Origin of the sequence: Pseudomonas sp. B34(2017) (assembly GCF_002112915.1) — a bacterium.
Taxonomy (GTDB): domain Bacteria; phylum Pseudomonadota; class Gammaproteobacteria; order Pseudomonadales; family Pseudomonadaceae; genus Aquipseudomonas; species Aquipseudomonas pharyngis.
On the sequence record NZ_NEJA01000009.1, the window covers coordinates 202,959 to 228,751 of the forward strand.

A 25,793-nucleotide genomic window follows, 5' to 3' on the forward strand; every position below is an offset into this window, starting at 1 on the left:
GTTCAGTCCTTGTGCTTTTTGGCTCGCTTGTCGGATTTCTCGAAAGCCTCTTCCAGTGCCCGGTTGATCGTGCGCAGCACCTTGACCCGGGCCCAGCGCTTGTCATTGGCCTCGACCAGGGTCCACGGCGCGATTTCGGTGCTGGTGCGGTCGACCATGTCGCCCACGGCGGCACGATAGGCGTCCCACTTGTCACGGTTGCGCCAGTCGTCTTCGGTGATCTTGAAGCGCTTGAACGGGATTTCTTCGCGCTCCTGGAAGCGTTCCATCTGCGTGTCCTTGTCGATGGCCAGCCAGAACTTGACCACGATCACTCCGGCATCGGCCAGTTGCTCCTCGAAGTCATTGATCTCGCCATAGGCGCGCATCCAGTCGGCGGTGCTGCAAAAGCCCTCGACACGCTCCACCAGCACCCGGCCGTACCACGAACGGTCGAACACGGTGAATTTGCCCCGCGCCGGAATGTGCCGCCAGAACCGCCACAGATACGGCTGCGCCCGTTCCTCTTCGGTCGGTGCGGCAATCGGCACGATGCTGTATTGGCGCGGATCGAGTGCCGCCGCCACCCGACGAATCGAACCGCCCTTGCCCGCCGCATCGTTGCCTTCGAACACCGCCACCAGCGCATGCCGGCGCATGCGTTTGTCACGCATCAGCCCCGACAGCCTTGCCTGCTCGGTGATCAATTGTTCTTCGTAGTCTTTCTTGTCCAGACGCTGGGTCAGGTCGAGGCTGTCGAGCAGGTTCAACTGATCGACTGAAGTTCCAATCGGGGCAGCGTTGACCTCATGGGGATGCACATCGGGACGCTTCAAGGCGTTTTGCAGGCCTTCGAGCAGAATCTTGCCGACCGTCAGGCTGCGGTAGTGCGGGTCGACACCCTCGATGACATGCCACGGCGCGTAATCGCGGCTGGTGCGACGCAACACACGCTCGCCGTATTTGACGAACTTGTCGTAAGTCTGAGATTGCTGCCAGTCCAGCGGGCTGATGCGCCAACTGTGCAGCGGGTCGTCGGCCAACGCCTTGAGCCGCGCCTTCATCTGTTTCTTGGACAGGTGGAACCAGAACTTGAAGATCAGCGCGCCTTCATCGCAGAACATCTTTTCCATGCGCTCGGCGCCGGCAATCGCCTGATCCAGACGCGGATCCTTGAACAAACCGTGCACCCGGCCCTGCAGCATCTGGCTGTACCAGTTGCCGAAGAAAATTCCCATCCGCCCCTTGGCCGGCAGCATCCGCCAGTAGCGCCAGGCCGGTGGCCGCGCCAGCTCTTCATCGGTCTGTTGATCGAAGGTGCGTACTTCGATCAGGCGCGGGTCCATCCACTCGTTGAGCAACTTCACCGTCTCGCCCTTGCCGGCGCCTTCGATGCCGTTGATCAAAATGATCACCGGGAAACGCTTCTGCTGCTGCAACTCGAACTGGGCTTCAAGCAACGCTTCACGCAGGGCGGGCACGGCGGCTTCGTAGGTGTCTTTGTCGATGGCGTGACCGATTTCAGCGGATTCGAACATAGGGACGGCTCCTTCCAGGATTCAGCAAGACTAGCGGATTGGGCACAGGCGCGGCACAGAAATTCCCGCCGGCGGCGGATTGTCCTTGAGTGATCGTCGGCAAGGCTTGCCATGGATCAAGCGCCGCCTGCGTGATCGGCTAGAATGGCCGCCTTGTCGTTGCCGAGCCTGCCATGAAACCTGTATTGCCCCACGCCCAACTCGACTGGGATGACCAGGGACGCCCGCGTTCGCGAGTGTTCGACGATGTGTATTTTTCCGACCAGTCGGGGCTGGATGAAACCCGCTACGTGTTCCTCGAACAGAACCGTCTGGCCGAGCGCTTCGCCGCACTGCCGGCGGGTGGGCGACTGGTGATCGGTGAAACCGGCTTCGGCACCGGGCTGAATTTCCTCTGCGCCTGGCAGTTGTTCGAACAGCACGCAGTGGCCGGTGCGCGGCTGCATTTTGTCAGCGTCGAAAAATTTCCGTTGAGCCCCGCCGACCTGCAACGGGCGCTGGCGCTGTGGCCGGAACTAAAGCCGTTCTCGGATCAGTTGCTCAAGCATTACGTCGCCGTCCATCAAGGCTTTCAGCGCATTGTTCTGGATAACGGTCGCGTGACCCTGACGCTGCTGATCGGTGACGCGCTGGAGCAGTTGCCGCAACTGGACGGCCAGATCGACGCGTGGTTTCTCGACGGTTTCGCCCCGGCGAAAAACCCGGAAATGTGGACCGCCGAACTGTTCGCCGAACTGGCGCGGCTGGCGGCGCCCGGCTCGACCATCAGCACGTTCACCAGCACCGGTTGGGTGCGCCGGCTGCTCAACGCCGCCGGCTTCAAGATGAAACGCACGCCGGGCATCGGCCACAAATGGGAAATCCTGCGCGGCGAATTTCTCGGCTGGCCCGAGGGTGTTGCACCACCTGCGGCGGCAAAACCGTGGTTCGCCCGCCCGACGCCGTTGACAGGTGACCGTCGAGCCCTGGTGATCGGCGCCGGCCTGGCCGGTTGCGCCACGGCGGCCAGCCTCGCGGCGCGGGGCTGGCAGGTCAGTCTGCTGGAACGACATGACGCGGTTGCACAGGAAGCGTCGGGCAATCCACAGGGCGTGCTGTATCTGAAACTGTCCGCCCATGGCACGGCACTTTCGCAGTTGATCGTCAGCGGTTTCGGCTACACCCGGCGCGTGCTGGAAACCTTGCAGCGTGGCACCGACTGGGATGATTGCGGGGTGCTGCAACTGGCGTTCAATGAGAAGGAGCGCGAGCGTCAGGCGCAACTGGCGGCCGCTTTTCCCGAAGATCTTCTGCAATGGCTCGATCAACCCGAAGCGCAGGCCCGCGCCGGAATCGGTCTGGCCCATGGCGGTTTGTATTACCCCGAGGGCGGCTGGGTGCATCCACCGGCGTTGTGTCAGGCGCAATCGACACAACCGGGCGTAACGCTGCTGCCCCATCAGGAAGCCGTGGAGTTGCGCAAGATCGACGATCAGTGGCAAGCCTTCGACGGTGAACGATTGATCGCAACAGCGCCAGCCGTGGTGCTGGCCGGCGCCGCCGACATCAAGCGCTTCCCCCAGAGCGCCGACCTGCCCCTCAAGCGCATTCGCGGGCAGATCACCCGCCTGGCGCAGACCACGCAAAGTCAGGCGCTGAGCACGGTGGTGTGCGCCGAAGGTTACGTCGCACCGGCACGCATGCGCGAACACACCCTCGGCGCCAGTTTCGATTTCAACAGCGACGACCTGACTCCGACCACCGCCGAACACCTGGGCAATCTGGCGATGCTCGAAGAGATCTCCACCGATCTGGTCGCGCGCCTGCACGTCAGCGAGCTCGACGCCGAAAGTCTTCAGGGCCGGGCAGCCTTCCGTTGCACCAGCCCCGATTACCTGCCGATCGTCGGCCCGCTCGCCGATCGCGAAGCCTTCACCGAGGCCTATCGCGCCTTGAGCAAGGATGCCCGGCAAGTGCCGGACATTGCCTGCCCATGGCTGGACGGTCTGTACGTCAACAGTGGCCACGGTTCCCGGGGACTGATCACCGCGCCACTGTCCGGTGAACTGCTGGCGGCCTGGATGGACAACGAACCGCTGCCCCTGCCCAGAGGTGTCGCAGAGGCGTGTCATCCGAACCGGTTTGCCTTGCGGTGGCTGATCCGGGGCAAATGACCGAATCCGGGATCGCAATCAACCACCGGGCAACAGGCAGATATTGCCCTCGACCAGTCGTAGCACTTGCTCGGTCAACCGCTCGAGCAAGGCGCTTTCCGTCTGTTCCTGCCGGGCGGCACACAGGTTCATTTCGCTGAGATAGTCGGCCGAACTGAGTTCTTCAGCTTTCTCGAACAACGCAAGGGCTTCTTCCTGGTGAGGCGCGCGCGCATCGTCGAACTGTTGGGCAAAACTGCTTTTCATGTATTCGTTCCACCAGGGCTGGCGAACGAGAAACGCCAGCCACTCGGGAGACAGTTCAGCAGTCTGGATTCGATTGATGGCCTCCACCAGATCCGCCCCTGTCACGTCCGCGAGTGAGGCGTAATGCATGTGCGAAGGTTGCCCGGGCAATTCGAGTGCCTGCGCCAGACCGGAGCGGTAGGCAAGGGTCACTTCCAGCGGGTCAGGTGCCGCACGGACCTGCGCGTGTTCCGCGGCGATCCGGTCAATCTGCTCAAGCCGGAACAGTCCCCTCGCCAGCCTCATCAGCGCCTTCGTCGAAGGGCGTTGCCCCCTGGGACCACGGGTCACATGGTGGACGTGCACTGCAACTTCCAGGTGGCTGAAGTTCAACGCCGCATTGTCCGTGCAATTGATCGGGTTGGCCGCCAGATCGAAAATCTGCTCCCGCAATTCGGCATCGGTCTGCGTTGCATCCAGAACCGTCCAGACCCGCCGGTGCATATCCTCGCGCACATTGGCTGACTCGGCAGAATTGCCCAACTCCGCCAGCAGCGCGAACAGGCCTTCGGCCCTTGGGTCATCCTTGAGTGCGTTCCACATCTGCAGATGCCGGGAGCCCTTTTCTCCTCCCGTTTGGGTCAGCCAGATAGTACGTGCCTGGTTTTCGTCCAGTCGCGCGATATCGTTATCCAGGTAACCCATGCCGACGCCGACCGTCGTGCGGTAGTTTTCAAGGTACGTTCGGCTGACTTCGGAAATCGGGTTACGCCGCAAATTGATCGTTTCACTGAAGCGTCTGGGCGTTTCAAAAAGCCAGGCAGGCAGTTCACGGATTTCGTTATCCCGCAGATCCACCCGATCCAGATTGGGTAGAAACTGCAGGCCTTTTGGCAGCTCCGTGGCGCGGGTATTACGCAAGGAGAGGTAAGTCAGATCGAACAGGTTGCCCACATCCACCGTAGCGCCGAGGGGGTTCCCGCTCAGATTCAGTCTTTGCAAGGTGCGCAACCCGGCCAGCTTCACCAGGGCGTGCTCGGTGAGTTGAAGCCGATTGCCGGCCAGGCTCAGCCGCCTGAGGTTCGGCATATGCGAAATGATCTCGGGCAATCGGGTGATCTTATTGCGATCCAGTTCAAGGGACTCGACGTTCGTGAACGCTTTGAGGAAATAAGCGGCATCGTCATCCAGCAACATGTCTTGCAGAGACAATTGCCTGACATGATCAAAGGTCAAACCGACCGGCAAGGTCGGAAACTTGCCGAAGCGCATGCCATCGAGCTTCAAACCATAGACGAGACGCCCGGCGTCATCGGGCAGGGAGATCAAACGGCGAAAACAGTCTTCGATTTCAAACGCAACGATTTGCCGGCATTCACGAATTTCGTTCAGATCACCGCCCAGGGCCTTCATGGCTGCCTCATCCTGGATCCAGGTATCCATCACGCCCTGTAGTCGGCTCAGATCCTCCCGCAACTGCCGAACCCGGATCGCCCTGGTCAGATGGTCGCTACCCAATTGGTCAAGAAACTCATTGGCTTGTACGTCGGTAAACAAGGGATAGAGCTTTTTCACCTGCCGCAATAAACGACGCGAATGAGTGTTCGACCCGGCGGGAGAGTCGGCAGGCGTGCACACAGGCTCGGCGGTCTCCGTTTGCCACTGACCACCTGCCAACACGCGGGCGCATGCCTCACGTTCATCCAGAGCACTCTCCAACAGTTTGCCGCGCAGGCGCCCGCCATTTTCCGGCGTCGGTTGCACAAATCCGATGGCCTTGCGCTGCTGCGCTGAAAGACCTTTGAGAATCGCCTGATAGAAATCTTCCGGTCCGGACGCGATCTTGCCGAGTGACTTCCTGTCGCTGCCAAACACCTCGTAACCATTGTCGAGTCTGACCAGCGTGCATGAACTCGACGTAACCAGCGGTTTTTCGCCCAGCGTTTCCAGGACCTGACCGCTCAAGGATTTCGCCCGCAGTTCCAGATAGAACTCAGGATCCCAACCAGCAAGACGGGGTAGCAAACCGATCGCCAGTTTCCCGGTATCGGCATTGGCAATGTCGGCCAGGTAAAAACCTGCCAATGCCCGATCCACTCGCCCATCGCTCAAAGCCTGACGCGCCCGCTGCGCCAACCCCATGGGCACCCGCCCGGTGCTGCGCAGGTGCATCCGTTCAACGCTTGGCGTCCGTTTGAGCAGCTCTCGGGCAGCGCGCACCGGCAAATCGGGAAAGGCCCTGCGCAACTTGAGCAATTCTCCGGCAACGTCTTGATCGTATCGGCTGTAGAGATGGTCGAAAGTCGACCTTCGATCGGCCTTGATCGCCGCCCCGATCACTTTCGCCAACTGCTGACTGGCATCGGCGGGGGCTACGTCAGCCCCCACCAAGGCATCCACTTCTTTGGGATGCAGAACATCGATGACCGCTTGCAGCAGCTCGCCCTTCTCCAGTCGCGCATGCTTCACAATGACGCTCACGGTATCGTCGTCAATCGATCCGGGCGGATAGGTCGCGGTGATCCGCCCTTGTTCATCCACGACTTTGACGTAGCGATCGGCCGGCCAGTTGGCAAGCCGGGGTAATGCATGCAGCTGTTCGTTGACGTAACGCCGATCGCTCGCCTCGCCACGCTCCATGGCGGCAATGTAGTCGCGCACTCTGCGCTCAAGTTTGAAACGCTCGATCATGTCCAGCAGGCGAGGAGGTAGCGGCCGGTTGTCATCGCTCAGGCGATGCAGTTCATCGATCCGGGTGTCGGTCAACCGACGGGCCATCTCCAGACGACTGTCTTCCCAACCCTCAAGACCAGGATCAATGCGTTTGAGCGTGTACGCCCCGCTCCAGCGCTCGGTCTGTTCGAAGTCATGACGCCAGCCTCCGCGATCATTGCGCTTCAATACCGGCTGATAAGCCTGTGCACGCACAGGGTGTCGGACTTCCCAGGTATTGGATGCAGGCTCCAGCGCTACCTCGTAAGCCCGATTGTCGAAATGGGCAAACTGCTTGTCGTTCGCCCGGAACAAGCCTGCAGTATCGGGTTCTGGTTCGGCACCTGTCGGAAGCGGCTGTTCATAACCGAGTAACTGCGGTTTCCACAATCGAGGCTGACCGTCACGGTCCAATATGGCCATGAACGGCTGGAAGAAATCCGGATGCTTGCGCACCGTCTTGATCGCCAGTGTTTTCAATCCCCTGATACCGGCCCCCACGCTGACCATCAGCACGATGTTTTCAGCCACGCTGAGCAGGTGTGAAAACGCCTCCTCACGATCTCCCCGCGACCAGTCCTCAACGCCCTCATAAACTTCCGCAAGCATTTGCCCCACGGCAACACCCATCATCAGTTGCCCTACGACCGGTATGAAAATCCCGGCCACATTGGCGACCGTCAGGCCGATTTCCAGATACTCGAGCAGGCGCTTCTTGCGCGCCTCTTCATCCACATCGGCGGTCGGTACAGCGAGCGCGCGAGCATCGATCTGCAGTTTGCCGATATGGCTCTGGTACATGAAGTCGAGCAGCGAAACGTTGATCGGCAAATATTTGGCGCGATCCAGGCTGCGAGCGTCCGCGAAGTTTTTGAAGAAATCCGCCTTGTCCACCTCGCCGATGCAATGAGTGAAGTAGCTCCTGTAACTGGCCATCCCCAATTGGTATTCCAGGTACACGAGGAACGCCGAGAAACTCGCATACTCGTACAACGGTTGAGAGGGCTCGCCGGGCATGTACACCAAGCACCATTGATCCGGGTCCGACTCGACCGAGCGCTCGGAAAATACCACGACACCCCAGATGCAACAGTCGAGCAGTTCGATGCCTTGCATGATCAACGGCCGGCCCTTGTAGTTCAGGCTTTTTGCATCAGCGATACCCCCGGCCGCGAGCAGGCGCTCCAGACTTTCGTACGCGTCCTGGCTGATGTGCTCTTTCAATAGCGCCAGATGCAGATCCAGTTGCAGCAACTGTTTTTTCAGGGCAGTGATGTCGCGGACCATGGGACCGGTGGCAACCGGTTTTCCATCAACCTCACTGATGCCGAAAACCTGCTGAAAATGCTGTTGGTATTTCTTCCCCAGATCGAGCTCACGACAGAGTGCGGCGAACGCTGTCGGTGTCAGTCCCGCAATCCCTGCAGGCTGTCCAGAGATGCGCACCACACTGCCTGTGGGGAAGAAATCATCCTGCGCCTCACGCTTGGTGAAGTTCTGCATCGCCGCTTCCAGCAGCGTCGGGGTTGCCGGCGGCGTGACCGGTGGTCCTCCGCCGGGCGGGGTGACGGGCTCACAGCCGCAGTAGTCCCCCGGCAATTCCAGGTAGTCTTTTTCGACATCAAACTGCACTGGCCAGCGCGCTTTCAGGGCGCTGGTCAACAGCGCGGCGCAAAAGCTGTTCAAAGGTTGCAAGCGGCCAAGATCGGCTTCGACCTCCGCCTGAGCGGCGTGTAACTCACGCGCGGTCTGGTCCAGCGTGGCGAGTGTAGAGCTGGAACCTTTGAGAAGGCTGGGGGGCAGGATTTTCTGCAAGGCCTGGGCAGTATCCAGATCGCCGGTAGCTTCCAGCAAAAAACTCAGTATCTGTTTCTGGGTCAACGGTGTCGGGGTGTCCGACTTCGTACTCGACATGGGCAATATTCCTTTATTGCGCTTCGGAACAATTACCCTACCGGTCCGGCCCTTGGAAAAAAAACACGAAAAACTACGTGATCAAGCCGGCAAACAAGCAGACATCTGCATGTTTTCAATATTTATCTACTACCCATGAACTGAAGCGGGAAGCTAATGGCCCATCGGTCAGGCCGATGCACTTATAACTGATCGTTCTAAAACTCCCACATCCCAGCCGGGTCAGTTTCTGAGTACCGGCCATTTCGGCGCGGTACTGCGACACCTTCCCCAACGGAAAAACCGGTAAGGACCTTATGTGCGGATTAGCTGGCGAGTTACGTTTTGATCAACAACCTGCAGACCTTGCAGCCATCGAGCGAATCACCCATCACCTGGCGCCTCGCGGCCCCGACGCGTGGGGCTTTCATGCCCAGGGGCCGATTGCCCTGGGCCATCGACGCCTGAAAATCATGGACTTGTCGGACGGCTCGGCGCAGCCGATGATCGACAGCCAATTGGGCCTGTCCCTGGCCTTCAACGGCGCGATCTACAACTTCCCGGAACTGCGTGCCGAACTCGAAGCGCTGGGTTATGCGTTCTATTCCGGCGGCGACACCGAAGTGCTGCTCAAGGGTTATCACGCCTGGGGCGAGGCGCTGCTGCCGAAACTCAACGGCATGTTTGCCTTCGCCATCTGGGAGCGCGATGCCCAGCGCCTGTTCATCGCCCGCGACCGTCTCGGTGTGAAGCCGCTGTACCTGTCGCGCACCGGTCAGCGCCTGCGCTTTGCCTCGGCCCTGCCGGCGTTGCTCAAGGGCGGCGACATCAACCCGATCCTCGATCCGGTGGCGCTCAACCATTACCTGAATTTCCACGCCGTGGTCCCTGCGCCGCGCACCTTGCTGGCAGGCATCGAAAAGCTGCCACCCGCGAGCTGGATGCGCATTGAAGCGGACGGCACCACCGAGCAGAAAACCTGGTGGACCCTGCCCTACGGCCCACACGACGACGAGAAAAACCTGACCCTGGAAGACTGGCGTGACCGCGTGCTCGACAGCACCCGCGAAGCCGTGGCGATCCGCCAACGGGCAGCGGTGGATGTCGGCGTACTGCTTTCCGGCGGCGTCGATTCGAGCATGCTCGTCGGTCTGCTGCGCGAAGTCGGCGTGGAAAACCTCTCGACCTTTTCCATCGGTTTCCAGGATGCCGGTGGCGAGCGCGGTGACGAGTTTCAGTACTCAGACCTGATCGCAAAACACTACGGCACCCAGCACCATCAACTGCGCATCGACGAAAAAGAGATCATCGAGCAACTGCCCGCGGCGTTCCGCGCCATGAGCGAGCCGATGGTCAGTCACGACTGCATCGCCTTCTATCTGCTGTCCCGCGAAGTGGCCAAGCACTGCAAGGTTGTGCAAAGCGGCCAGGGCGCCGACGAGTTGTTCGCCGGTTATCACTGGTATCCGCAAGTCGACGGCGCGGCCGATCCGTATGCGGCTTATCGCGAAGCGTTTTTCGACCGCAGCTACGACGATTACGCCGCGACCGTGCAGCCGAAATGGCTGACTGCCAATGACGCCGCCGGCGACTTCGTGAAGGAACATTTCGCACAGCCTGGCGCCGATGCGGCGGTCGACAAGGCTCTGCGCCTGGACAGCACGGTGATGCTGGTGGACGACCCGGTCAAACGCGTCGACAACATGACCATGGCCTGGGGCCTGGAGGCGCGCACGCCGTTTCTCGACTATCGACTGGTGGAATTGTCGGCTCGCATTCCGGGCCAGTTCAAACTGCCGGACGGCGGTAAGCAGGTGCTGAAGGAAGCCGCGCGACAGGTGATTCCGAGCGAGGTGATCGACCGCAAGAAAGGTTACTTCCCGGTGCCGGGACTCAAGCATTTGCAGGGCGACACTCTGAACTGGGTGCGCGAACTGCTGCTCGACCCGAGTCAGGATCGCGGCCTGTTCAACCCGGCGATGCTCGACAAATTACTCACTGATCCACAAGGTCAACTCACGCCTCTGCGCGGTTCCAAACTGTGGCAACTGGCAGCCCTGAACCTGTGGCTCAGCGAACAAGGAATCTGATCGATGAAACCTCACGCCACGGCTTACAGCCAACGCCTGCTGCGCGGTCAGACGCCGTCCTACGAACGCTTGCAGGCGCGCCTGGCCGAAGATGGCAGCGAGCCTGCCGCCGAACCGATCGCGGTGCATTGCGGCTGGGGCCGATTGCTCATCGGTCACACCTTCCCCGATCCGGCAAGCCTTGCCCGGGAACTGCTCAACGAGCAGCCGGGGGAGCGCGACATTGCTTTGTACGTTGCCGCGCCGCAGCAGATTCTCGGGCTGGAACCGACTCAATTGTTTCTCGACCCGTCCGATACCCTGCGCTTGTGGTTCAGCGATTATCGTCAGGCCACCCGCGTGTTTCGCGGCTTCCGCATCCGTCGTGCGCAAAGTGACGCGGACTGGCAGGGGATCAATCAGCTGTATCAGGCGCGCGGCATGCTGCCGATCGACGCCACCTTGCTCACCCCGCACCATCAGGGCGGCCCGGTGTACTGGCTGGCGGAAGACGACGACAGCGGCGCGGTGATCGGCAGCGTCATGGGCCTCAATCACCAGAAGGCTTACAACGACCCGGAAAACGGCAGCAGCCTGTGGTGCCTGGCGGTCGATCCGCAGTGTTCGCGCCCCGGGGTCGGCGAAGTGCTGGTGCGTCATCTGATCGAACACTTCATGAGCCGCGGCCTGAGCTATCTCGATCTGTCGGTGCTGCACGATAACCGCCAGGCTAAAAACCTCTACGCCAAACTCGGTTTTCGCAACCTGCCGACGTTCGCCATCAAGCGCAAGAACGGCATCAATCAGCCGCTGTTTCTCGGCCCCGGCCCGGAGGCGCAGTTCAACCCTTACGCGCGGATCATCGTCGAGGAAGCCCATCGACGTGGCATCGACGTGCAAGTGGATGACGCCGATGCCGGGCTGTTCACCCTCAGTCATGGCGGGCGCCGGGTGCGTTGCCGCGAATCACTGAGCGACCTGACCAGCGCCATCAGCATGAACCTGTGCCAGGACAAGAGCTTGACCCACAAAGTGTTGAAAGCCGCCGGGTTGAATGTGCCGTCGCAGCAGTTGGCAGGGAACGCGGACGACAATCTGGCGTTCCTCGATGAACACCAGCGAGTGGTGGTCAAACCGCTGGATGGCGAACAGGGCCAAGGCGTGGCGGTGGATCTGCAGACCATCGAGGAAGTGCAGCAGGCCATCGAAGCGGCCAGGCAGTTCGACACTCGCGTATTGCTCGAAAGCTTCCATGAAGGCTTCGACCTGCGGATTCTGGTGATCGGTTTCGAGGTGGTTGCAGCGGCGATTCGCCGGCCGGCGGAAGTGGTCGGCGACGGTCATCATTCCATAGGCGCGCTGATCGAAGCCCAGAGCCGGCGCCGGCAAGCAGCCACCAGCGGCGAAAGCAAAATCCCGCTGGACCACGAAACCCAACGCACCCTGCACGCGGCCGGTTACGACTACAGCAGCATCCTGCCGGCCGGTGAGCATCTGTTCGTGCGGCGCACGGCGAATCTGCACACCGGCGGCACGCTGGAAGACGTCACGGCGATTCTGCACCCGACCCTGGCCGAGGCCGCCGTGCGCGCGGCCCGGGCGCTGGAAATCCCCATGGTCGGGCTCGACCTTATGGTGCCGGCGGCGGATCAACCAGAGTACGTGTTCATCGAAGCCAACGAGCGGGCGGGTCTTGCCAACCATGAGCCGCAACCGACAGCCGAGCGGTTTGTCGATCTGTTGTTTCCGCACAGTCAGCCGGCCGTTTGATCTCTCTTCAGCGTCATTCCCGCGTTCAACGCGCGAATGACGCCCCGCAACAGGAGTTTCCATGACCATCCAAATTCCCGAACCGGATCTGAATTACCTGCAGAAAGTCCTGCTGGAAATGCTCGCCATTCCCAGCCCTACCGGGTTCACCGACACCATCGTGCGTTATGTCGCCGAACGTCTGGAAGAACTCGGCATTCCCTTCGAGATGACCCGTCGCGGCACGATCCGCGCCACCCTCAAGGGCAAGAAAAACAGCCCCGACCGTGCAGTGTCGGCGCACCTGGACACCATCGGCGCCGCCGTGCGCGCGGTGAAAGACAACGGGCGTCTGACCCTGGCGCCGGTGGGCTGCTGGTCAAGCCGCTTCGCCGAGGGCAGCCGCGTCAGCCTGTTCACCGACAACGGCGTGATTCGCGGCAGCGTGTTGCCGCTGATGGCGTCCGGGCATGCCTTCAACACGGCCGTGGATGAGATGCCGATCAGCTGGGATCACGTCGAGCTGCGTCTGGACGCCTACTGCGCGACCCGCGCCGATTGCGATTCGCTGGGCATCAGTGTCGGCGATGTGGTGGCCTTCGATCCATTGCCGGAGTTCACCGAAAGCGGCCACATCAGCGCCCGACATCTGGACGACAAAGCCGGTGTCGCCGCGCTGCTGGCAGCACTGAAAGCCATCGTCGACAGCGGTCAGGAACTGATGATCGACTGCCATCCGCTGTTCACCATCACCGAGGAAACCGGCAGCGGCGCGGCGGCAGCCTTGCCGTGGGACGTCAGCGAATTCGTCGGCATCGACATCGCCCCGGTCGCGCCGGGCCAACACTCCAGCGAACACGCGGTGAGCGTTGCGATGCAGGATTCCGGCGGGCCATACGACTATCACCTGTCTCGGCACCTGTTGCGCCTGGCGGGGGAGCACGAACTGCCGGTGCGCCGCGACCTGTTCCGCTATTACTTCAGTGACGCCCACTCGGCGGTGACTGCCGGTCACGACATCCGCACCGCACTGCTCGCCTTCGGTTGCGACGCGACCCACGGCTACGAACGCACGCACATCGACAGCCTTGCGGCGCTCAGTCGTTTGCTGGGGGCGTACATTCTGAGTCCGCCGGTGTTCGCCAGCGATGCACAACCGGCCACCGGGTCACTGGACCGCTTCAGCCATCAGATCGAACACGAAACGCAGATGGAGAGTGACACCCGTGTGCCGTCGGTGGACAGTCTGGTGGGGCAACGCTCGGACAGTTGAGTCTGGCCCTCGTCGATCATTCGCCGTAGCATCCCGACATTGATTTAGCCGAGGTGCCCATGCTGATTCCCTACGACGCGCTCGAAGTCGACACCCTCACCCGCCTGATCGAGGATTTCGTCACCCGCGACGGTACCGACAACGGTGACGATACGCCGCTGGAAACCCGCGTACTGCGGGTTCGCCAGGCGCTGACCAAAGGCCAGGCATTGATTGTCTTCGATCCGGAAAGCGAGCAATGCCAGTTGATGCTCAAGCACGACGTGCCCAAGCACCTGTTCGACTGAAAACGGTCAGCGGCCCTTGCCGCTGGCCTGTTTGCGCTGGATCCGTTCGTAGACCTCGGCGCGATGCACGCCGATCTGCTCCGGCGCTTCGACGCCGAACCGCACGCTGGATCCGTTGACCGCCAGAACGCGCAGAGTGATGTTGTCGCCGATGGAAATCAGTTCCCCGACAACACGGCTGAGTACAAGCATGGGAGGTGTCCTTCAAGGTTTGCGAGCCTTGAAGATGCGCGGCTTTCGAGCGCCCTACAATGCATGCCGGGCAATTCAGTCATTCCCTACGCGCCAAGGCGCGCCAGCCTTCAGACGTTTCCTTCAGGCCTGCAATATTCAGCTCGCGGAAAACCGCGGCCCGAACAGGATCACACTCGCCCCGATCACACACAGCGCTACACCGATCCAGTCCGAACCCAACGGGCGGATGCGCTCGACCACCGCCAGCCAGCCAATCGAAGCAATGATGTAGATGCCGCCGTAAGCGGCGTAGGCGCGACCGGCGTAGGTCGCTTCGACGCGCGTCAACAGCAGCGCAAAGAGAGTCAGACTGATCAGTGCCGGGATCACCCACAAGGCGCTCTTGCCCTGGCGCAGCCACATCCAGAACGCGAAACAGCCGGCGATTTCGAAAAGCGCGGCGAGGAAGAACCACAGGTAATTGAGCATGCAAGACATCTCGTCAGGGTGACTGTTGCGGCCACCCTAACGATGCGGCGAACCCCGGGCAAGTTCAGCCGTTGTTCTGTTTGGCCTTGGCGCGCATCTTTTCCGCCATCGCGGTCATTTCGTTGTACAGCAACTGCGGATTCTTCTGTTTGAGCGCCCAGGCCATGCGCCCTTGTTCGTGGGGCAGGATCATGAACTCGCCGGCTGCGACCTGCTTGTAGATGTAATCGGCAATGTCACTGGCGGTAATTGGCGAACTTTCCAGCAACTTGCCGACCTGGGCTTTCATCGCCGGTGTCGGGCCACGGAAAGAATCCAGCAGATTGGTCTGGAAGAACGACGGGCAGACCACATGCACACCGATTTCCTGCTGGGCCAGTTCGATCAACAGGCTTTCCGACAGCGCCACCACTCCGGCCTTGGCCACGTTGTAGTTGCTCATCGCCGGGCCCTGCATCAGCGCGGCCATCGAGGCGATGTTGATGATCTTGCCCTTGCTCTGCTCCAACAGCGGCAGGAACGCCTTGCAGCCCTTGACCACGCCCATCAGGTTGATCGCGATCTGCCAGTCCCAGTCTTCCAGCGACAGCTCGCTGAAGAAACCGCCCGAGGCCACACCGGCGTTGTTGACGATGATGTCGATGCCGCCAAGTTTCACTTCGCAGGCCTGGGCGAACGCCGTCAGCTGGCTGTAATCGCGCACGTCGCAGCGCTGGATGAAGCCGTCGCCACCGGCCTCGCGAACCAATTTCAGGGTCTCTTGCAAACCGGGCTCGCTGACGTCGGACAAGGCCAGTTGCCAGCCTTCACGCGCCCAGCGCAGCGCGATTTCGCGACCCAGGCCAGAGCCCGCGCCAGTGATCATCATGCGATTTTGCATAGCAGACAGCCTTGTTGTTCCGGGGAAGATGCGCGGAGTGTAGCGAAGGATACGCAGCGACCCACGCTCCATCAGATTGCTGAATGGCGAGGGCAAACCGCGACAACAAACGAAATAAGCGAGCGAGCCAAATACCTTAAAAAAACATTGAATTTTCTTTCATGCGCACCAGTCGGAATTTGTAAGCCGGCTGGATTTAGTTCAACTTCCAGCTGCCCTTGAACACCAAGACTTCACAGACACTATCAACAAGGAAATAGACATGGGCACAATTCTAATCATCATCCTGATCCTGTTGCTGATCGGTGGTCTGCCGGTCTTCCCGCACTCCAGAAGTTGGGGTTATGGCCCTTCGGGCATTATCGGCGTAGTGCTGGTAGTCCTGTTGGTGCTGTTGTTACTCGGTCGGATATAACTGTTTGACCGACAAAAAAAAGAGGCCCTGTGAAGGGCCTCTTTTTTATTGTGCCGACTGATCAGTCCGGCTTGCCGTTAACCACACCGGCGGTGTTGTCGATCAGGCTCTTGGTCGCCGTTTGCAGGAACGCTTCGAGCTTGAGTTTCAGCTCGGCAGTGCGCGGTGCATCCGGTACCACTTCGGCGTGCGGGTTTGCACCCAGTTCGTATTGATAGATCTTCGGCGCCATTTCCTTCTCTTTCGGCAGCACCAGGATCTGGTCAGCGGTGACGATGGCAGTAGTCTGCTCGCTGCCCGACGGTTTGATCACACCGAAACCGGTGTCACCCTGCGGCAGGTTCAGCAGATCGCGGCCCCAGCACTGATGGCGCACTTCCCCACCGAGGCGACCCATGATGGTCGGTACGATGTCGATCTGAGTGCCCACGGTGTGGTCACGGGTACCGAATTTTTCCTGGATGCCCGGTGCGATCATCAGCATCGGCACGTTGAAGCGGCCCAGATCCATTTCGGTGATCTGACGCTCGTTGCCGAAGCCGTGGTCGCCGACGATGACGAACAGCGTTTCCTTGAAGTACGGCTCCTTGCGGGCCTTCTCGAAGAACTGGCCCAGCGCCCAGTCCGCGTAACGCATGGCGGTCAGGTGCTCGTTGAGCGGGCCACGGTCAGTGACGCGCTCGACCGGCAACGGCGTCGGCAAGGCGTACGGCGTGTGGTTGGACAGGGTCTGCAGCAGCGCATAGAACGGCTTGCCGTTTTCCCGCGCCTTGAGCTCCACCAGACCACGGTCGAACATGTCCTGGTCGGACACGCCCCAGGTCGGATCGGAGAACACCGGGTTGACGAAGTCGTTACGGCCGACGAAGTTGGTCATGCCCTGGTTGCTGAAGAAACCGGACTGGTTGTCCCAGGCAAAGTCACCGTTGTAGACGTACACGTCGTCATAGTCGCGAGCGCTGAGCAACTGCGGCAGGCCGGACAGCTTGTGGCTGCCTTCCGGGGTCTGCATCAGGTATTCGAAACCCGGCAGGTTCGGGAAGCACGCCATGGTGGCGAACATGCCCTGGTGGGTATGCGTGCCGTTGGAGAAGAAGCGGTCGAACAGCAGGCCTTCCTTCGACAGCTTGTCGAGGTACGGCGTGATGTTGCCCGGCGCGCCCAGTGCGCCCACCGAGTGACCGGCCATGCTTTCCATCAGGATCACGACGACGTTCTTGATCGGCAGGGTCTTGTCGGCAGGCGGCGTGTATTCACGACGCACGGCGGCGATATCGGCATCCACCAGTTTGTCGTCCGGCATCACCAGCATCTCGCGCACCACTTTCTGCGCCTGATCCTGCGGCAGCGTGGCTTTCCAGATGTTGTCACGATCCTCGCCCATCCGGTCCTTGGCCGCCGCGATCAGCGACAGCGTGCCGTTGAGGCCGAGCTGGTTGGCGAAGTTCGAATCGGTGGTGTAAACGTCACCCCAGCGCAGCGGCGGGCCTTGACGCAGGGTGCCGCGAGCGGCGACCACGCAGATCAGCAGGCACACCACGAATACCGCCAGACGCGCATACCATGGCGCCACTTGACGGGTGCCGACGTTACCGCCGCTGAACGGGCCACGCGGACGGGTCAGACGATCGGCGCCCTTGAACGCCAGGGTCAGGATCAGCGTGCCCACGGCCCACGCCAGCAGGTAGCGCACCACCGGGAAACCGTACCAGAGCATGCTCATCACGGTTTTCGGGTCTTCTTTCACGTACTGGAACACCAGGCCGTTGAGGCGCTGGTGGAACTCGCGATAGAAGTCCATCTCCATCAGGCCGAGGAACAGCGCGATGCTCGAAGCGACGGTCAGCCACAGACGGAAGAACCCGCGCGCTGCCATGGCCCGGGCACTGAACAACGCCAGCACCAGCGGAATGCAGACATACACCACCAGGCGAATATCGAAGCGCAGGCCGTTGGCGAAGGCTTCGAGGAAAGTCGAGGCCGGGGTGTCGAGGATCATCTCGCGGTTGTAGACCAGCAGCGCGAGGCGCAGCACGGAAAACATCACCATCATGACCAGCGCGCACAGAAGCGTGTAGGCCAGATGCGATTTGACGGTCGGTTGCAGCAGGCGACTGGAAGATCGCTGCTGACTCAGGGCGTCCGGGTTTGCCATGTCGTTTTAGGACCCATTGGAAGTTGAAGTTGCAAAAATTCAGCTGCGCCCTGCCCTCTGTTGACCATTCCAGGCCCCGGGGCTTGCGCGGAGCGCAAATGTTGCACGATCACCGGCGGCATTGCCATTGATTAGTACCCGCTGCCGGACACTTTCATTCAAGGCACAGCGCGGCGGGACAGGTACAAACAGCGCGGGCGAATTGTCTTGGAGACTTTGTGAAAATTTCGTTCAACGCATATCCGGAAACACAATAAACCTGGAAAACAAAACGCCCCGAGTTCTTCGGGGCGTTTACAGATGAACGCGATGTTTACTTCTCGGCGCGTTCTTTCAAGGCTTTCAGGGTATTGAACGGTGCGTCGACCACAAACTTGTTGGCAATCATGGAAGGCACGCTGCCGCCCGGCTCGGTGTGAACCTGATAGGTCACTTCAACCTGATCGCCCTTTGGCACGAACTTCCAGAAGCCTTTGACCTGAGCGACCCGCACAAAGCCCTTTTCTTCAGGCAGGTATTTCGGCACGCCTTCCAGATTACGGGTCAGGCTGCCATCGGCACCTTCAACGGTGGTGACATGCAGGATGGAATCACGCGGGGTAACCGGCCATGGCGTGTTGAACTGGGTGTAGGTCCAGCTCTGGTCGCCTTCGTGCTTGAGCAGTTTCTGGGTCTTGCACTCGTGAATCCAGGCGCACGCACCGGAAACGTCTTCCTGCAAGGCGCGCAGTTTGGCGATGGTGGTCTTCATCACGGTCACACCCTGATAAGACTTGTAGTCCGAACCCGGGACTTCGCTCAGGGAGACCTTGATGCCGTCCTCGTTCTTGGCGACTTTCCAGTCTTCAGCCTGGGCGGCCGAGGTGGCCAGCACGGCAGTCAAACCACACAACACAGCGATACGATGCAGCGAACCCATAGTCTTATTCCTTATTGTTGAAGTTCCGTTCGTTTGACACATCACGCCGCCGTCATCTGCTCCCACCAGCCGAGCAGTCTGATCGCGTCTTCCTGGCTGCTGCCGCAGACTTCGGGATCTGCCTTGAATCCTGAACAGACCGCCGGACGTTCCGGTCGGCCGAAAATGTTGCACAGGTTATCGACCGACAACTGCACGCAGCGTTCACCGGCAGGTTTGCCATCGGGCATGCCTGGAATCGGCGAACTGATGGAAGGGGCAATGCAGCAGGCGCCACAGCCTTCACGGCATTTCATGACGACGCGTTCCTCGCAGCGGGCAATGTGTTAAAGGGACGCCGAACAGGGTAACCGCTTAAACGGCTGTTTTAAATTGCCTGAACCGGGGTTTTTACGCAGAAACGAAAGTGACTGACCAGTCTCCGACAAAGCGTCTGGTCTGCGGGTCACCGATGGGGACGATTTATTGCTTGAACTCGAAATCCAGTGCCGCGCCTTCGACTTCCCGGCGCTCTTCGTTGCGCAGTTGCAGCTGCATTTCATTGCTGAGCAAACGGCCGTTGAGCTGGAACCCGCTGTTCTTGTCGCCGAACATCTGCGGCAGGATCGGCTCACGCTTGGGCAGCGTCACGGAGCCGGGAGGCTTCAATTCCTGGACCATGTCTTTGGGCAGACTCAAATCGAGCTTGGCGGGCGGCAGCGGGGTCTTGGCTACTTCCTTCGCCGACTTCGACTTGGAGGCGACCGGTGCGCGCTTCTTGGCGGGAGCAGCCTTTTTCTGCGGTGCTTTCTTCGCTGGAACGGTTTTCTTGGCCGTGACCGGTTTTTTCGCGGTGGCCGTGGCCGGTGTCTTTTCCTGAGCCGCGGCCGCCATCGCACCAAGCACATGACCCATCATCAACAGGCAGAGCACAACCCAGGCGGCAGAAAATTTCGCTTTCATGAACCCAACGAAGCTAACGGCAGAGGGCCATATGCTCGCCTGTTGGACGTCACATGACAAGCTCCGCCATTGTTTCAAAATCCGCCGGCCATCTCCTGGCAGAGCTGCGTTGCCAACATGCCGAGGGTCATCAGCGCCCGTTCCGCCTCGCGATTCCACGGGATGCCGCAGTTCAACCGGATGCAGTGGTTGAACTGCTCGGTGTTGCTGAAGATCAACCCCGGCGCAATGCTGATGCCCTGTTGCAGCGCCCGCACGTGCAATTCCTGGGTGTTGACCCGTCCTGGCAGGCTGACCCACAGAATGAATCCGCCGGTCGGCCGGGTCATCTGTGTGCCTTCGGGAAAGTGCTGCTGAACCGCCAGCTGGAATGCGCTGAGATTTTTCCGGTATTCCTGGCGGATGTACCGTAAATGCCGGTCATAGCCGCCGTTTTCCAGGTAGGCCGCGATAGCCATTTGGGTGACGCTGCACGCGGAATGGGTGCTGAAAGTCTGCAAGCGCTGGATTTCCTGCTGGTACTTGCCGGCGATCATCCAGCCGATGCGCACACCGGGCGATAACGTCTTGGAGAAACTCGAGCAATAGATCACCCGGTCGAGCCGGTCGTAGGCCTTGAGCGACTTGGTGCGGCCCTGCTCGAACATCAACTCGCCGTAGATGTCGTCTTCGACGATCTGGATATCGAAGTCCGAAGCCAGGCGCAGCAGTTGTTTCTGCCGCTCTTCGGGCATGGTGCCGCCGAGTGGATTGCTCAGGCGCGTGGTCAGCACCAGCGCCTTGATCGACCATTGGTTCGCCGCCAGTTGCAGGGCTTCGAGGCTCATGCCGGTGGCGGGGTCGCTGGGGATCTCGATGACCTTCAAGCCCAGCAGATCCGCCAGTTGCAGCAGTCCGTAATAGGTCGGTGACTCGGCGGCGATCAGGTCGCCGGGGCGAGTCAGCACCCGCAACGACATCTGCAATGCATCGACGCAACCGTGGGTGATCACCACTTCCGAGGGATCAACCACCACGCCTGCATCGCGCATGCGGATCGCCACCTGCCGGCGCAGCGGCTCGAAACCGGGGCTGAACATGTAGCTGAACGCCCTGGGACTGTGAAACCGGGTGACCTTGGCCAACTGCTGATGCAGGGCGCGCACCGGCAAATAATCGACACTCGGCACCGCCGCACCCAGCGGGAACACGCCTTCACGACGGGATTCGACCAATACTTGCTGAATGATGCTGCTGCGGGTGACAAGGCCTGGCCGTTCCACCCGGGCAATGTCCGGTGTGGGCGCGGTCAGTGCGGGAGTCTGGTGCACGTAGTAGCCGGACTGCGGTCGCGCGCGGATCAGGCCCTGATCCTCGAGATTGGCGTAAGCCTGCAACACCGTGGCATGGCTGACGTTGAGCTGCGAACTCATCTTGCGCACCGAAGGCACGCGCTCGCCCGGTTGATAGACGCCACGGCGGATATCTTCGGCCAGCTGTTGAGCAATACGTTGGTAGAGCAAGAGATTGGTCATGACGCAGCACTCGATTTCACGGGCGTTTTATTCTTGTGTGAAACAATACCGGAACAGTTTGGAAGTGTACTGGGACAGTTGCCATATTAGTCAACCATACAGTGCTGTGTCGGTTAAATCTGTACTGCTTTGTGAGGTAATCGACAGACGTAAAAAAGCCCGGTGCTGCCTGACAGCCCGGGCTTTCCAGTAACGCCACCCTCAGCGGGCGGCGCCGAGCTGGCCTTTTTCGTCGGAGAACACGATTTCCACTCGACGGTTCTGCGCACGCCCACGTTCGGAAGCATTGGCGTCCACCGGGTATTCGTCGCCGTAACCTTCGACCTGAATGCGTTTTTCGTCGATGCCCAGGTCCGTCAACACGTCGGCCACCGACTGTGCGCGGTCGCGGGAAAGCTTGAGGTTTTCCTGCTTGCCGCCGGTGCTGTCGGTGTAGCCCTCGATGCGCACGACGCGTTTCGGGTTCAGTTGCAGAAACTGTACGATCTTCAGTACCACGCGGTTCGCCGAGTTTTTCAGTTCGGCCTCACCGGTGTCGAACAGCACGTCACCCAGGGTCATCACCAGACCACGGTCGGTTTGGGTAGTGGCCAGTGCAACGATCTGTTCTTCCAGCCATTTGCCCTGCTGTTGCACACTCAGCAGCTTGGACTCGCGCAGGGCCAGTTGCAGGCGCTGGCGTTCAAGTTCCAGTTTCGCTGCCCGCTCTTCGTTGAGGACCTGGTTGGTGTGCTCACGGGCGATTTCGCTGTAGCGCTGACTCAGGTAGGCGTAATGCACCACGTCCGAGCCGCTGCCCCAGTACGTCGACAGACGATCGGCACGGGCCAGGGATTCACCGGCGCGGATCACGTCTTTCGGCGCGATACGCAGCACGTTGGAATCTTCCTTGACCTTCTGGAAGTCGGCGCTGGCCTGCTGCAATGCCGATTCGCTGTGCTGACCGGCGCAGCCGTAAAGGCTGGCGCAACCGGCGAGGATCAAAGTGCCCAGGGCTTTGGACTTCAGGCTCATTGGGCATCCCCCAGTTGCTTGCGCAGTCGGACGATGCGGGTGTTGAGCACGTTCACTTGTTCTTCGCTCTTCTGAGTCAGGACTTTGGCTTCCGCCAGGCGCGCGTCGAGTTCGGCCTGTTCGAAGCGCATCCGCGCATTCTTGTAAGACTCACCCGCCATGCTGCCTTTGGCCCGGTTGAACTTGTCCTCGGCCAGTTTCATTTCCGGCACGTCTTCGGCGGTGGCGCCCACGGCTTTGGCTTGCTCAAGGGCCTGCTCGGTCAGGCGCATTTGTTCGTTGGGTGCCGGATCGCTGGCGCAACCGGCCAGGACCAGAACGGCCATGGCCGCGAAAAGAAGTCGATTACTCACTAAGAATCCCTACTGTTTTGGGGCGCTGACAGGTGGTTGCGGCGGCTGTTGCTGCTGCGCCTTCCAGCGCTCGATGTTGCGTTGCAGCGCGGCTTCCGTCAGGCCGGACGCGGGCAATTCTGTCATCTTTTTGGCCAGCTGTCCGCGCAACCACGGATCGTTGCAGGCCGAGTTGTGCGAAACCGCCAGGAACAGACCGGGGCGGTCGATGGGTTGTTCAAAAGCCAGCAGATCATTGGCCATGCCCAGTGCCTGCGCGGCCGCCATGCCTGAGTAGCGACCGGCGAGTACATATTCCACCTCGCCCAGCAGAAGTTTCTGAAACGCCTGTGTCAGGTTTGCCGTACGGGTCAGGGTCAATTGCTGCTCGGCGAAAGTGCCGAATGCCGGGGTCATTCGAGACTTTTCCGACAAGCCTCCGGTATGCCCGTGCAGGTCCTTGGCTTCGCTGTAAACCAGCGTCGAGCCCTTGCGTGTCCACACCAGGTAATCGTTTTCCAGCAACGGCGGGTGAATGTAGTCGAGGTTTTCCAGCTCATTGAAGGTCAGCGGCGCGTCGGCCAGCATGTCCATACGTCCGCTGCGCACTTCGTCGAGGGCCTGGGAACGCTTGCCGGCGTACAGCAGATCGACTTTGATCCCCAGCTCCTGGGCCACTTGCTTCAGCAGATCGGCACTGGCACCCATCAGTTGTTTGGGGTTCTGCGGATCCTGCCAGAGGTATGGCGGCGCATCCGGGCTGCCGGTGACAACCAGCCGCTCGCACTTGCCCGCCGCCACTGACAAGCCCGGCAACAATGCCAGCCCCAGCAACCACGAGCAGCTCAACCGACGATGCAGATCCATGGCGAAACGCTCCCACTCAAATCCCGGACAAAAAAAAAGCCCGACCAAAAGGTCGGGCTCTTTATAAGTGAAGCAGCCGGATTAGACCAGCTTCTCCAGCTCGGGTACGGCTTCGAACAGATCCGCCACCAGGCCGTAATCGGCCACCTGGAAGATCGGCGCTTCTTCGTCCTTATTGATCGCAACGATCACTTTGGAGTCTTTCATGCCGGCCAGGTGCTGGATCGCGCCGGAGATACCGACCGCGATGTACAGCTGTGGCGCAACGATCTTGCCGGTCTGACCGACCTGCATGTCGTTCGGTACGAAACCTGCGTCGACCGCGGCGCGGGAAGCACCGACGGCAGCGCCCAGCTTGTCGGCCAGGGCGTACAGGTGTTTGAAGTTGTCGCCGTTCTGCATGCCGCGGCCGCCGGAAACGACGATCTTGGCAGCGGTCAGCTCAGGACGATCGGACTTGGCCAGCTCTTCGCTGACGAAGCTGGAAGTGCCGGCGTTGTGAGCAGCGGCAACCGATTCAACGGTAGCCGAACCTCCTTCAGCGGCGACCGGGTCGAAACCGGTGGCACGCACGGTGATCACTTTGATCGCAGCGGTCGATTGCACGGTAGCGATGGCGTTACCGGCGTAGATCGGGCGCTTGAAGGTGTCAGCGCTTTCTACCGAGATGATCTCGGAGATCTGGTCAACGTCCAGCTGGGCAGCAACGCGCGGCAGGATGTTTTTGCCGTTGGAAGTAGCGGCAGCCAGGATGTGGCTGTAGCCAGCTCCCAGTTCGGCCACCAGCGGAGCAACGTTTTCCGGCAACTGATGCGCGTAAGCGGCATTATCAGCATTCAGGACTTTGCTCACGCCCGCGATTTTCGCAGCGGCTTCAGCCACGGCGCCAGCGCCCTGGCCGGCAACCAGAACGTGGATGTCGCCGCCGATTTTGGCAGCGGCAGCCACGGTGTTCAGGGTGGCCGGAGCCAGCACCTTGTTGTCGTGTTCGGCGATTACCAAGATAGTCATGATCAGATTACCTTCGCTTCGTTTTTCAGTTTCTCGACCAGTTCAGCCACCGACTTGACCTTGATGCCCGCGCTGCGTGCAGCCGGCGCTTCGACTTTCAGGGTCTTGTTGGTGGAGGCGGTGGAAACGCCCAAAGCGTCCGGAGTCAGCGTCTCGAGAGGCTTCTTCTTGGCTTTCATGATGTTTGGCAGGGACGCGTAGCGCGGCTCGTTCAAACGCAGGTCGGTGGTGACGATCGCCGGCAGTTTCAGCGAAACGGTCTGCGCGCCGCCGTCGATTTCGCGGGTCACGGCAACGCTGTCGCCGGAGACTTCGACTTTCGAGGCGAAAGTGCCCTGACCGTAGCCGCTCAGTGCAGCGAGCATCTGGCCGGTCTGGTTGTTGTCGCTGTCGATGGCCTGTTTGCCCAGGATCACCAGCTGAGGCTGTTCCTTGTCGACCACGGCCTTGAGCAGCTTGGCCACGGCCAGGGAAGTCAGGTCTTCAGCGGATTCGACGAGGATGGCGCGGTCGGCACCCAGAGCCAGTGCGGTACGCAGCTGTTCCTGAGCGGTGGACGGGCCGATGGAGACGACGACGATTTCAGTCGCAACGCCTTTTTCTTTCAGGCGTACGGCTTCTTCCACTGCGATTTCGCAGAACGGGTTCATCGACATCTTGACGTTGGCGAGGTCTACGCCGGAATTGTCCGCCTTGACGCGAACCTTGACGTTGTAATCCACAACGCGTTTGACAGCTACAAGAACCTTCATGGATTCCTCGTTACTCTCCGGTGAAAAGAAAGTCGCCTAGGCGAACCTGGCGGTTGATGCTCATCGGGCACAAGGGCACCTCTAAAAACGCCGGCTGAGCGGGATGACCGTTCGTCAGTCGTGACCGACGAGTCATGCCGCTTCGCGGTGTGTAAACTGCGCGCCGAACCTGCGCTGCGCATCACCGGTTACCGCCTACGCCCTGTCTTTAGAGGTGCTCTTGAAACCACCATTCAGCCTACGGCGAGCGCAAAACCGCCCGTATCTTGACCGGAACGCCCATTCTGGTCAATACGCCAAAATGCCCTGTCATAAGCCGCGCTTCTTTGATTTCTCTGGGCTGGAGCCGATTCAAACAAACGTTTGTATTGGACGCTCAGAGTGGTGTAGATATAATGCGCCGCCTAGAGAGAAAGGTGGTTTGCCCATTATTACCCTTGACGTTAACGTA

General features: G+C 60.4%; 21 protein-coding genes. 6 read left to right on the forward strand and 15 right to left on the reverse strand.

The annotated features are described in order from the left end of the window. Positions 1-2: 2 nt before the first annotated feature. On the reverse strand, positions 3-1,517 hold the full coding sequence (gene pap, locus CAF80_RS26615; RefSeq protein WP_074688050.1) for a polyphosphate:AMP phosphotransferase: 1,515 nt from the start codon (positions 1,515-1,517) through the stop codon (positions 3-5). A gap of 173 nt (positions 1,518-1,690) precedes the next feature. Between pap and mnmC the strand changes: the two genes are divergently transcribed. Next, positions 1,691-3,670 (forward strand): bifunctional tRNA (5-methylaminomethyl-2-thiouridine)(34)-methyltransferase MnmD/FAD-dependent 5-carboxymethylaminomethyl-2-thiouridine(34) oxidoreductase MnmC, encoded by a 1,980-nt coding sequence (gene mnmC, locus CAF80_RS26620; protein ID WP_085668119.1) that lies wholly within the window; start codon positions 1,691-1,693, stop codon positions 3,668-3,670. Between the two features lie 18 nt (positions 3,671-3,688). Here the strand turns inward: mnmC and CAF80_RS26625 are convergent, their stop codons facing one another. Further along, positions 3,689-8,521, reverse strand: coding sequence for an NEL-type E3 ubiquitin ligase domain-containing protein (locus CAF80_RS26625; RefSeq protein WP_085668118.1), 4,833 nt, complete (start codon positions 8,519-8,521; stop codon positions 3,689-3,691). 296 nt (positions 8,522-8,817) lie between these two features. On the opposite strand from CAF80_RS26625, the gene CAF80_RS26630 reads away from it, so the two are divergent. The 4 genes from CAF80_RS26630 to CAF80_RS26645 all read left to right on the forward strand — a co-directional run bounded on the left by CAF80_RS26630 (position 8,818) and on the right by CAF80_RS26645 (position 13,878). Further along, positions 8,818-10,590 carry an N-acetylglutaminylglutamine amidotransferase gene (locus CAF80_RS26630; RefSeq protein ID WP_074688056.1) on the forward strand — a complete coding sequence of 591 codons (1,773 nt, stop codon included), beginning with the start codon at positions 8,818-8,820 and terminating at the stop codon, positions 10,588-10,590. Positions 10,591-10,593: 3 nt separating this feature from the next. Beyond that, entirely contained in the window at positions 10,594-12,339 is a 1,746-nt protein-coding gene (gene ngg / locus CAF80_RS26635) for an N-acetylglutaminylglutamine synthetase (RefSeq protein WP_074688058.1), read from the forward strand. Between the two features lie 61 nt (positions 12,340-12,400). Then, positions 12,401-13,591 carry an osmoprotectant NAGGN system M42 family peptidase gene (locus CAF80_RS26640; protein WP_074688060.1) on the forward strand — a complete coding sequence of 397 codons (1,191 nt, stop codon included), beginning with the start codon at positions 12,401-12,403 and terminating at the stop codon, positions 13,589-13,591. 59 nt (positions 13,592-13,650) lie between these two features. Then, positions 13,651-13,878, forward strand: coding sequence for a YheU family protein (locus CAF80_RS26645; RefSeq protein ID WP_003192759.1), 228 nt, complete (start codon positions 13,651-13,653; stop codon positions 13,876-13,878). 6 nt (positions 13,879-13,884) lie between these two features. On the opposite strand, the gene csrA is transcribed toward CAF80_RS26645, so the two are convergent. From csrA to CAF80_RS26660, 3 genes are all read right to left on the reverse strand, one after another. Next, complete coding sequence (gene csrA, locus CAF80_RS26650; RefSeq protein ID WP_039770603.1) at positions 13,885-14,070, reverse strand: carbon storage regulator CsrA; 186 nt, start codon at positions 14,068-14,070, stop codon at positions 13,885-13,887. A gap of 138 nt (positions 14,071-14,208) precedes the next feature. Beyond that, positions 14,209-14,541, reverse strand: coding sequence for a YnfA family protein (locus CAF80_RS26655; protein ID WP_007950874.1), 333 nt, complete (start codon positions 14,539-14,541; stop codon positions 14,209-14,211). A 64-nt stretch (positions 14,542-14,605) separates the two neighbouring features. Further along, the gene (locus tag CAF80_RS26660) at positions 14,606-15,421 is read right to left on the reverse strand and encodes an SDR family oxidoreductase (protein ID WP_039770605.1); all 816 of its coding nucleotides are present in this window, start codon (positions 15,419-15,421) and stop codon (positions 14,606-14,608) included. A gap of 256 nt (positions 15,422-15,677) precedes the next feature. On the opposite strand from CAF80_RS26660, the gene CAF80_RS26665 reads away from it, so the two are divergent. After that, positions 15,678-15,836 carry a DUF3309 family protein gene (locus CAF80_RS26665; protein ID WP_169432680.1) on the forward strand — a complete coding sequence of 53 codons (159 nt, stop codon included), beginning with the start codon at positions 15,678-15,680 and terminating at the stop codon, positions 15,834-15,836. Between the two features lie 61 nt (positions 15,837-15,897). Here CAF80_RS26665 and CAF80_RS26670 read toward each other — a convergent pair whose 3' ends face one another. The 10 genes from CAF80_RS26670 to CAF80_RS26715 form a co-directional block, all read right to left on the reverse strand. Beyond that, positions 15,898-17,991: an LTA synthase family protein gene (locus CAF80_RS26670; protein ID WP_074688062.1), complete on the reverse strand. Its 2,094-nt coding sequence runs from the start codon at positions 17,989-17,991 to the stop codon at positions 15,898-15,900. A gap of 313 nt (positions 17,992-18,304) precedes the next feature. Continuing rightward, on the reverse strand, positions 18,305-18,910 hold the full coding sequence (locus tag CAF80_RS26675; protein WP_007950871.1) for an START domain-containing protein: 606 nt from the start codon (positions 18,908-18,910) through the stop codon (positions 18,305-18,307). A 41-nt stretch (positions 18,911-18,951) separates the two neighbouring features. Then, entirely contained in the window at positions 18,952-19,206 is a 255-nt protein-coding gene (locus CAF80_RS26680) for a YkgJ family cysteine cluster protein (protein WP_007950870.1), read from the reverse strand. Between the two features lie 166 nt (positions 19,207-19,372). Further along, a complete protein-coding gene (locus CAF80_RS26685) occupies positions 19,373-19,852 on the reverse strand; it encodes a translation initiation factor 2 (RefSeq protein ID WP_085668117.1) in 480 nt (159 codons plus the stop codon). Between the two features lie 74 nt (positions 19,853-19,926). Continuing rightward, positions 19,927-21,366, reverse strand: a complete 1,440-nt coding sequence (locus CAF80_RS26690; RefSeq protein WP_039770612.1) for a PLP-dependent aminotransferase family protein — start codon at positions 21,364-21,366, stop codon at positions 19,927-19,929. A 201-nt stretch (positions 21,367-21,567) separates the two neighbouring features. After that, positions 21,568-22,380, reverse strand: a complete 813-nt coding sequence (locus tag CAF80_RS26695) for an OmpA family protein (protein ID WP_039770613.1) — start codon at positions 22,378-22,380, stop codon at positions 21,568-21,570. Beyond that, complete coding sequence (locus CAF80_RS26700) at positions 22,377-22,733, reverse strand: DUF4398 domain-containing protein (RefSeq protein WP_170844868.1); 357 nt, start codon at positions 22,731-22,733, stop codon at positions 22,377-22,379. The genes CAF80_RS26695 and CAF80_RS26700 overlap by 4 nt, the downstream gene beginning before the upstream one ends. A 9-nt stretch (positions 22,734-22,742) precedes the next feature. Further along, positions 22,743-23,579, reverse strand: a complete 837-nt coding sequence (locus CAF80_RS26705) for an ABC transporter substrate-binding protein (RefSeq protein ID WP_074688068.1) — start codon at positions 23,577-23,579, stop codon at positions 22,743-22,745. A gap of 81 nt (positions 23,580-23,660) precedes the next feature. Next, positions 23,661-24,590, reverse strand: coding sequence for an electron transfer flavoprotein subunit alpha/FixB family protein (locus CAF80_RS26710; protein WP_074688070.1), 930 nt, complete (start codon positions 24,588-24,590; stop codon positions 23,661-23,663). 2 nt (positions 24,591-24,592) lie between these two features. Beyond that, positions 24,593-25,342, reverse strand: a complete 750-nt coding sequence (locus CAF80_RS26715) for an electron transfer flavoprotein subunit beta/FixA family protein (RefSeq protein ID WP_007950859.1) — start codon at positions 25,340-25,342, stop codon at positions 24,593-24,595. Between the last annotated feature and the right edge of the window lie 451 nt (positions 25,343-25,793).

What these genes read in the sequence shown, in the direction of transcription:
- pap (WP_074688050.1), bottom strand. Translation starts at nt 1,517, where the DNA reads ATGTTCGAATCCGCTGAAATCGGTCACGCCATCGACAAAGACACCTAC.
- mnmC (WP_085668119.1), top strand. Translation starts at nt 1,691, where the DNA reads ATGAAACCTGTATTGCCCCACGCCCAACTCGACTGGGATGACCAGGGA.
- CAF80_RS26625 (WP_085668118.1), bottom strand. Translation starts at nt 8,521, where the DNA reads ATGTCGAGTACGAAGTCGGACACCCCGACACCGTTGACCCAGAAACAG.
- CAF80_RS26630 (WP_074688056.1), top strand. Translation starts at nt 8,818, where the DNA reads ATGTGCGGATTAGCTGGCGAGTTACGTTTTGATCAACAACCTGCAGAC.
- ngg (WP_074688058.1), top strand. Translation starts at nt 10,594, where the DNA reads ATGAAACCTCACGCCACGGCTTACAGCCAACGCCTGCTGCGCGGTCAG.
- CAF80_RS26640 (WP_074688060.1), top strand. Translation starts at nt 12,401, where the DNA reads ATGACCATCCAAATTCCCGAACCGGATCTGAATTACCTGCAGAAAGTC.
- CAF80_RS26645 (WP_003192759.1), top strand. Translation starts at nt 13,651, where the DNA reads ATGCTGATTCCCTACGACGCGCTCGAAGTCGACACCCTCACCCGCCTG.
- csrA (WP_039770603.1), bottom strand. Translation starts at nt 14,070, where the DNA reads ATGCTTGTACTCAGCCGTGTTGTCGGGGAACTGATTTCCATCGGCGAC.
- CAF80_RS26655 (WP_007950874.1), bottom strand. Translation starts at nt 14,541, where the DNA reads ATGCTCAATTACCTGTGGTTCTTCCTCGCCGCGCTTTTCGAAATCGCC.
- CAF80_RS26660 (WP_039770605.1), bottom strand. Translation starts at nt 15,421, where the DNA reads ATGCAAAATCGCATGATGATCACTGGCGCGGGCTCTGGCCTGGGTCGC.
- CAF80_RS26670 (WP_074688062.1), bottom strand. Translation starts at nt 17,991, where the DNA reads ATGGCAAACCCGGACGCCCTGAGTCAGCAGCGATCTTCCAGTCGCCTG.
- CAF80_RS26675 (WP_007950871.1), bottom strand. Translation starts at nt 18,910, where the DNA reads ATGGGTTCGCTGCATCGTATCGCTGTGTTGTGTGGTTTGACTGCCGTG.
- CAF80_RS26680 (WP_007950870.1), bottom strand. Translation starts at nt 19,206, where the DNA reads ATGAAATGCCGTGAAGGCTGTGGCGCCTGCTGCATTGCCCCTTCCATC.
- CAF80_RS26685 (WP_085668117.1), bottom strand. Translation starts at nt 19,852, where the DNA reads ATGAAAGCGAAATTTTCTGCCGCCTGGGTTGTGCTCTGCCTGTTGATG.
- CAF80_RS26690 (WP_039770612.1), bottom strand. Translation starts at nt 21,366, where the DNA reads ATGACCAATCTCTTGCTCTACCAACGTATTGCTCAACAGCTGGCCGAA.
- CAF80_RS26695 (WP_039770613.1), bottom strand. Translation starts at nt 22,380, where the DNA reads ATGAGCCTGAAGTCCAAAGCCCTGGGCACTTTGATCCTCGCCGGTTGC.
- CAF80_RS26705 (WP_074688068.1), bottom strand. Translation starts at nt 23,579, where the DNA reads ATGGATCTGCATCGTCGGTTGAGCTGCTCGTGGTTGCTGGGGCTGGCA.
- CAF80_RS26710 (WP_074688070.1), bottom strand. Translation starts at nt 24,590, where the DNA reads ATGACTATCTTGGTAATCGCCGAACACGACAACAAGGTGCTGGCTCCG.
- CAF80_RS26715 (WP_007950859.1), bottom strand. Translation starts at nt 25,342, where the DNA reads ATGAAGGTTCTTGTAGCTGTCAAACGCGTTGTGGATTACAACGTCAAG.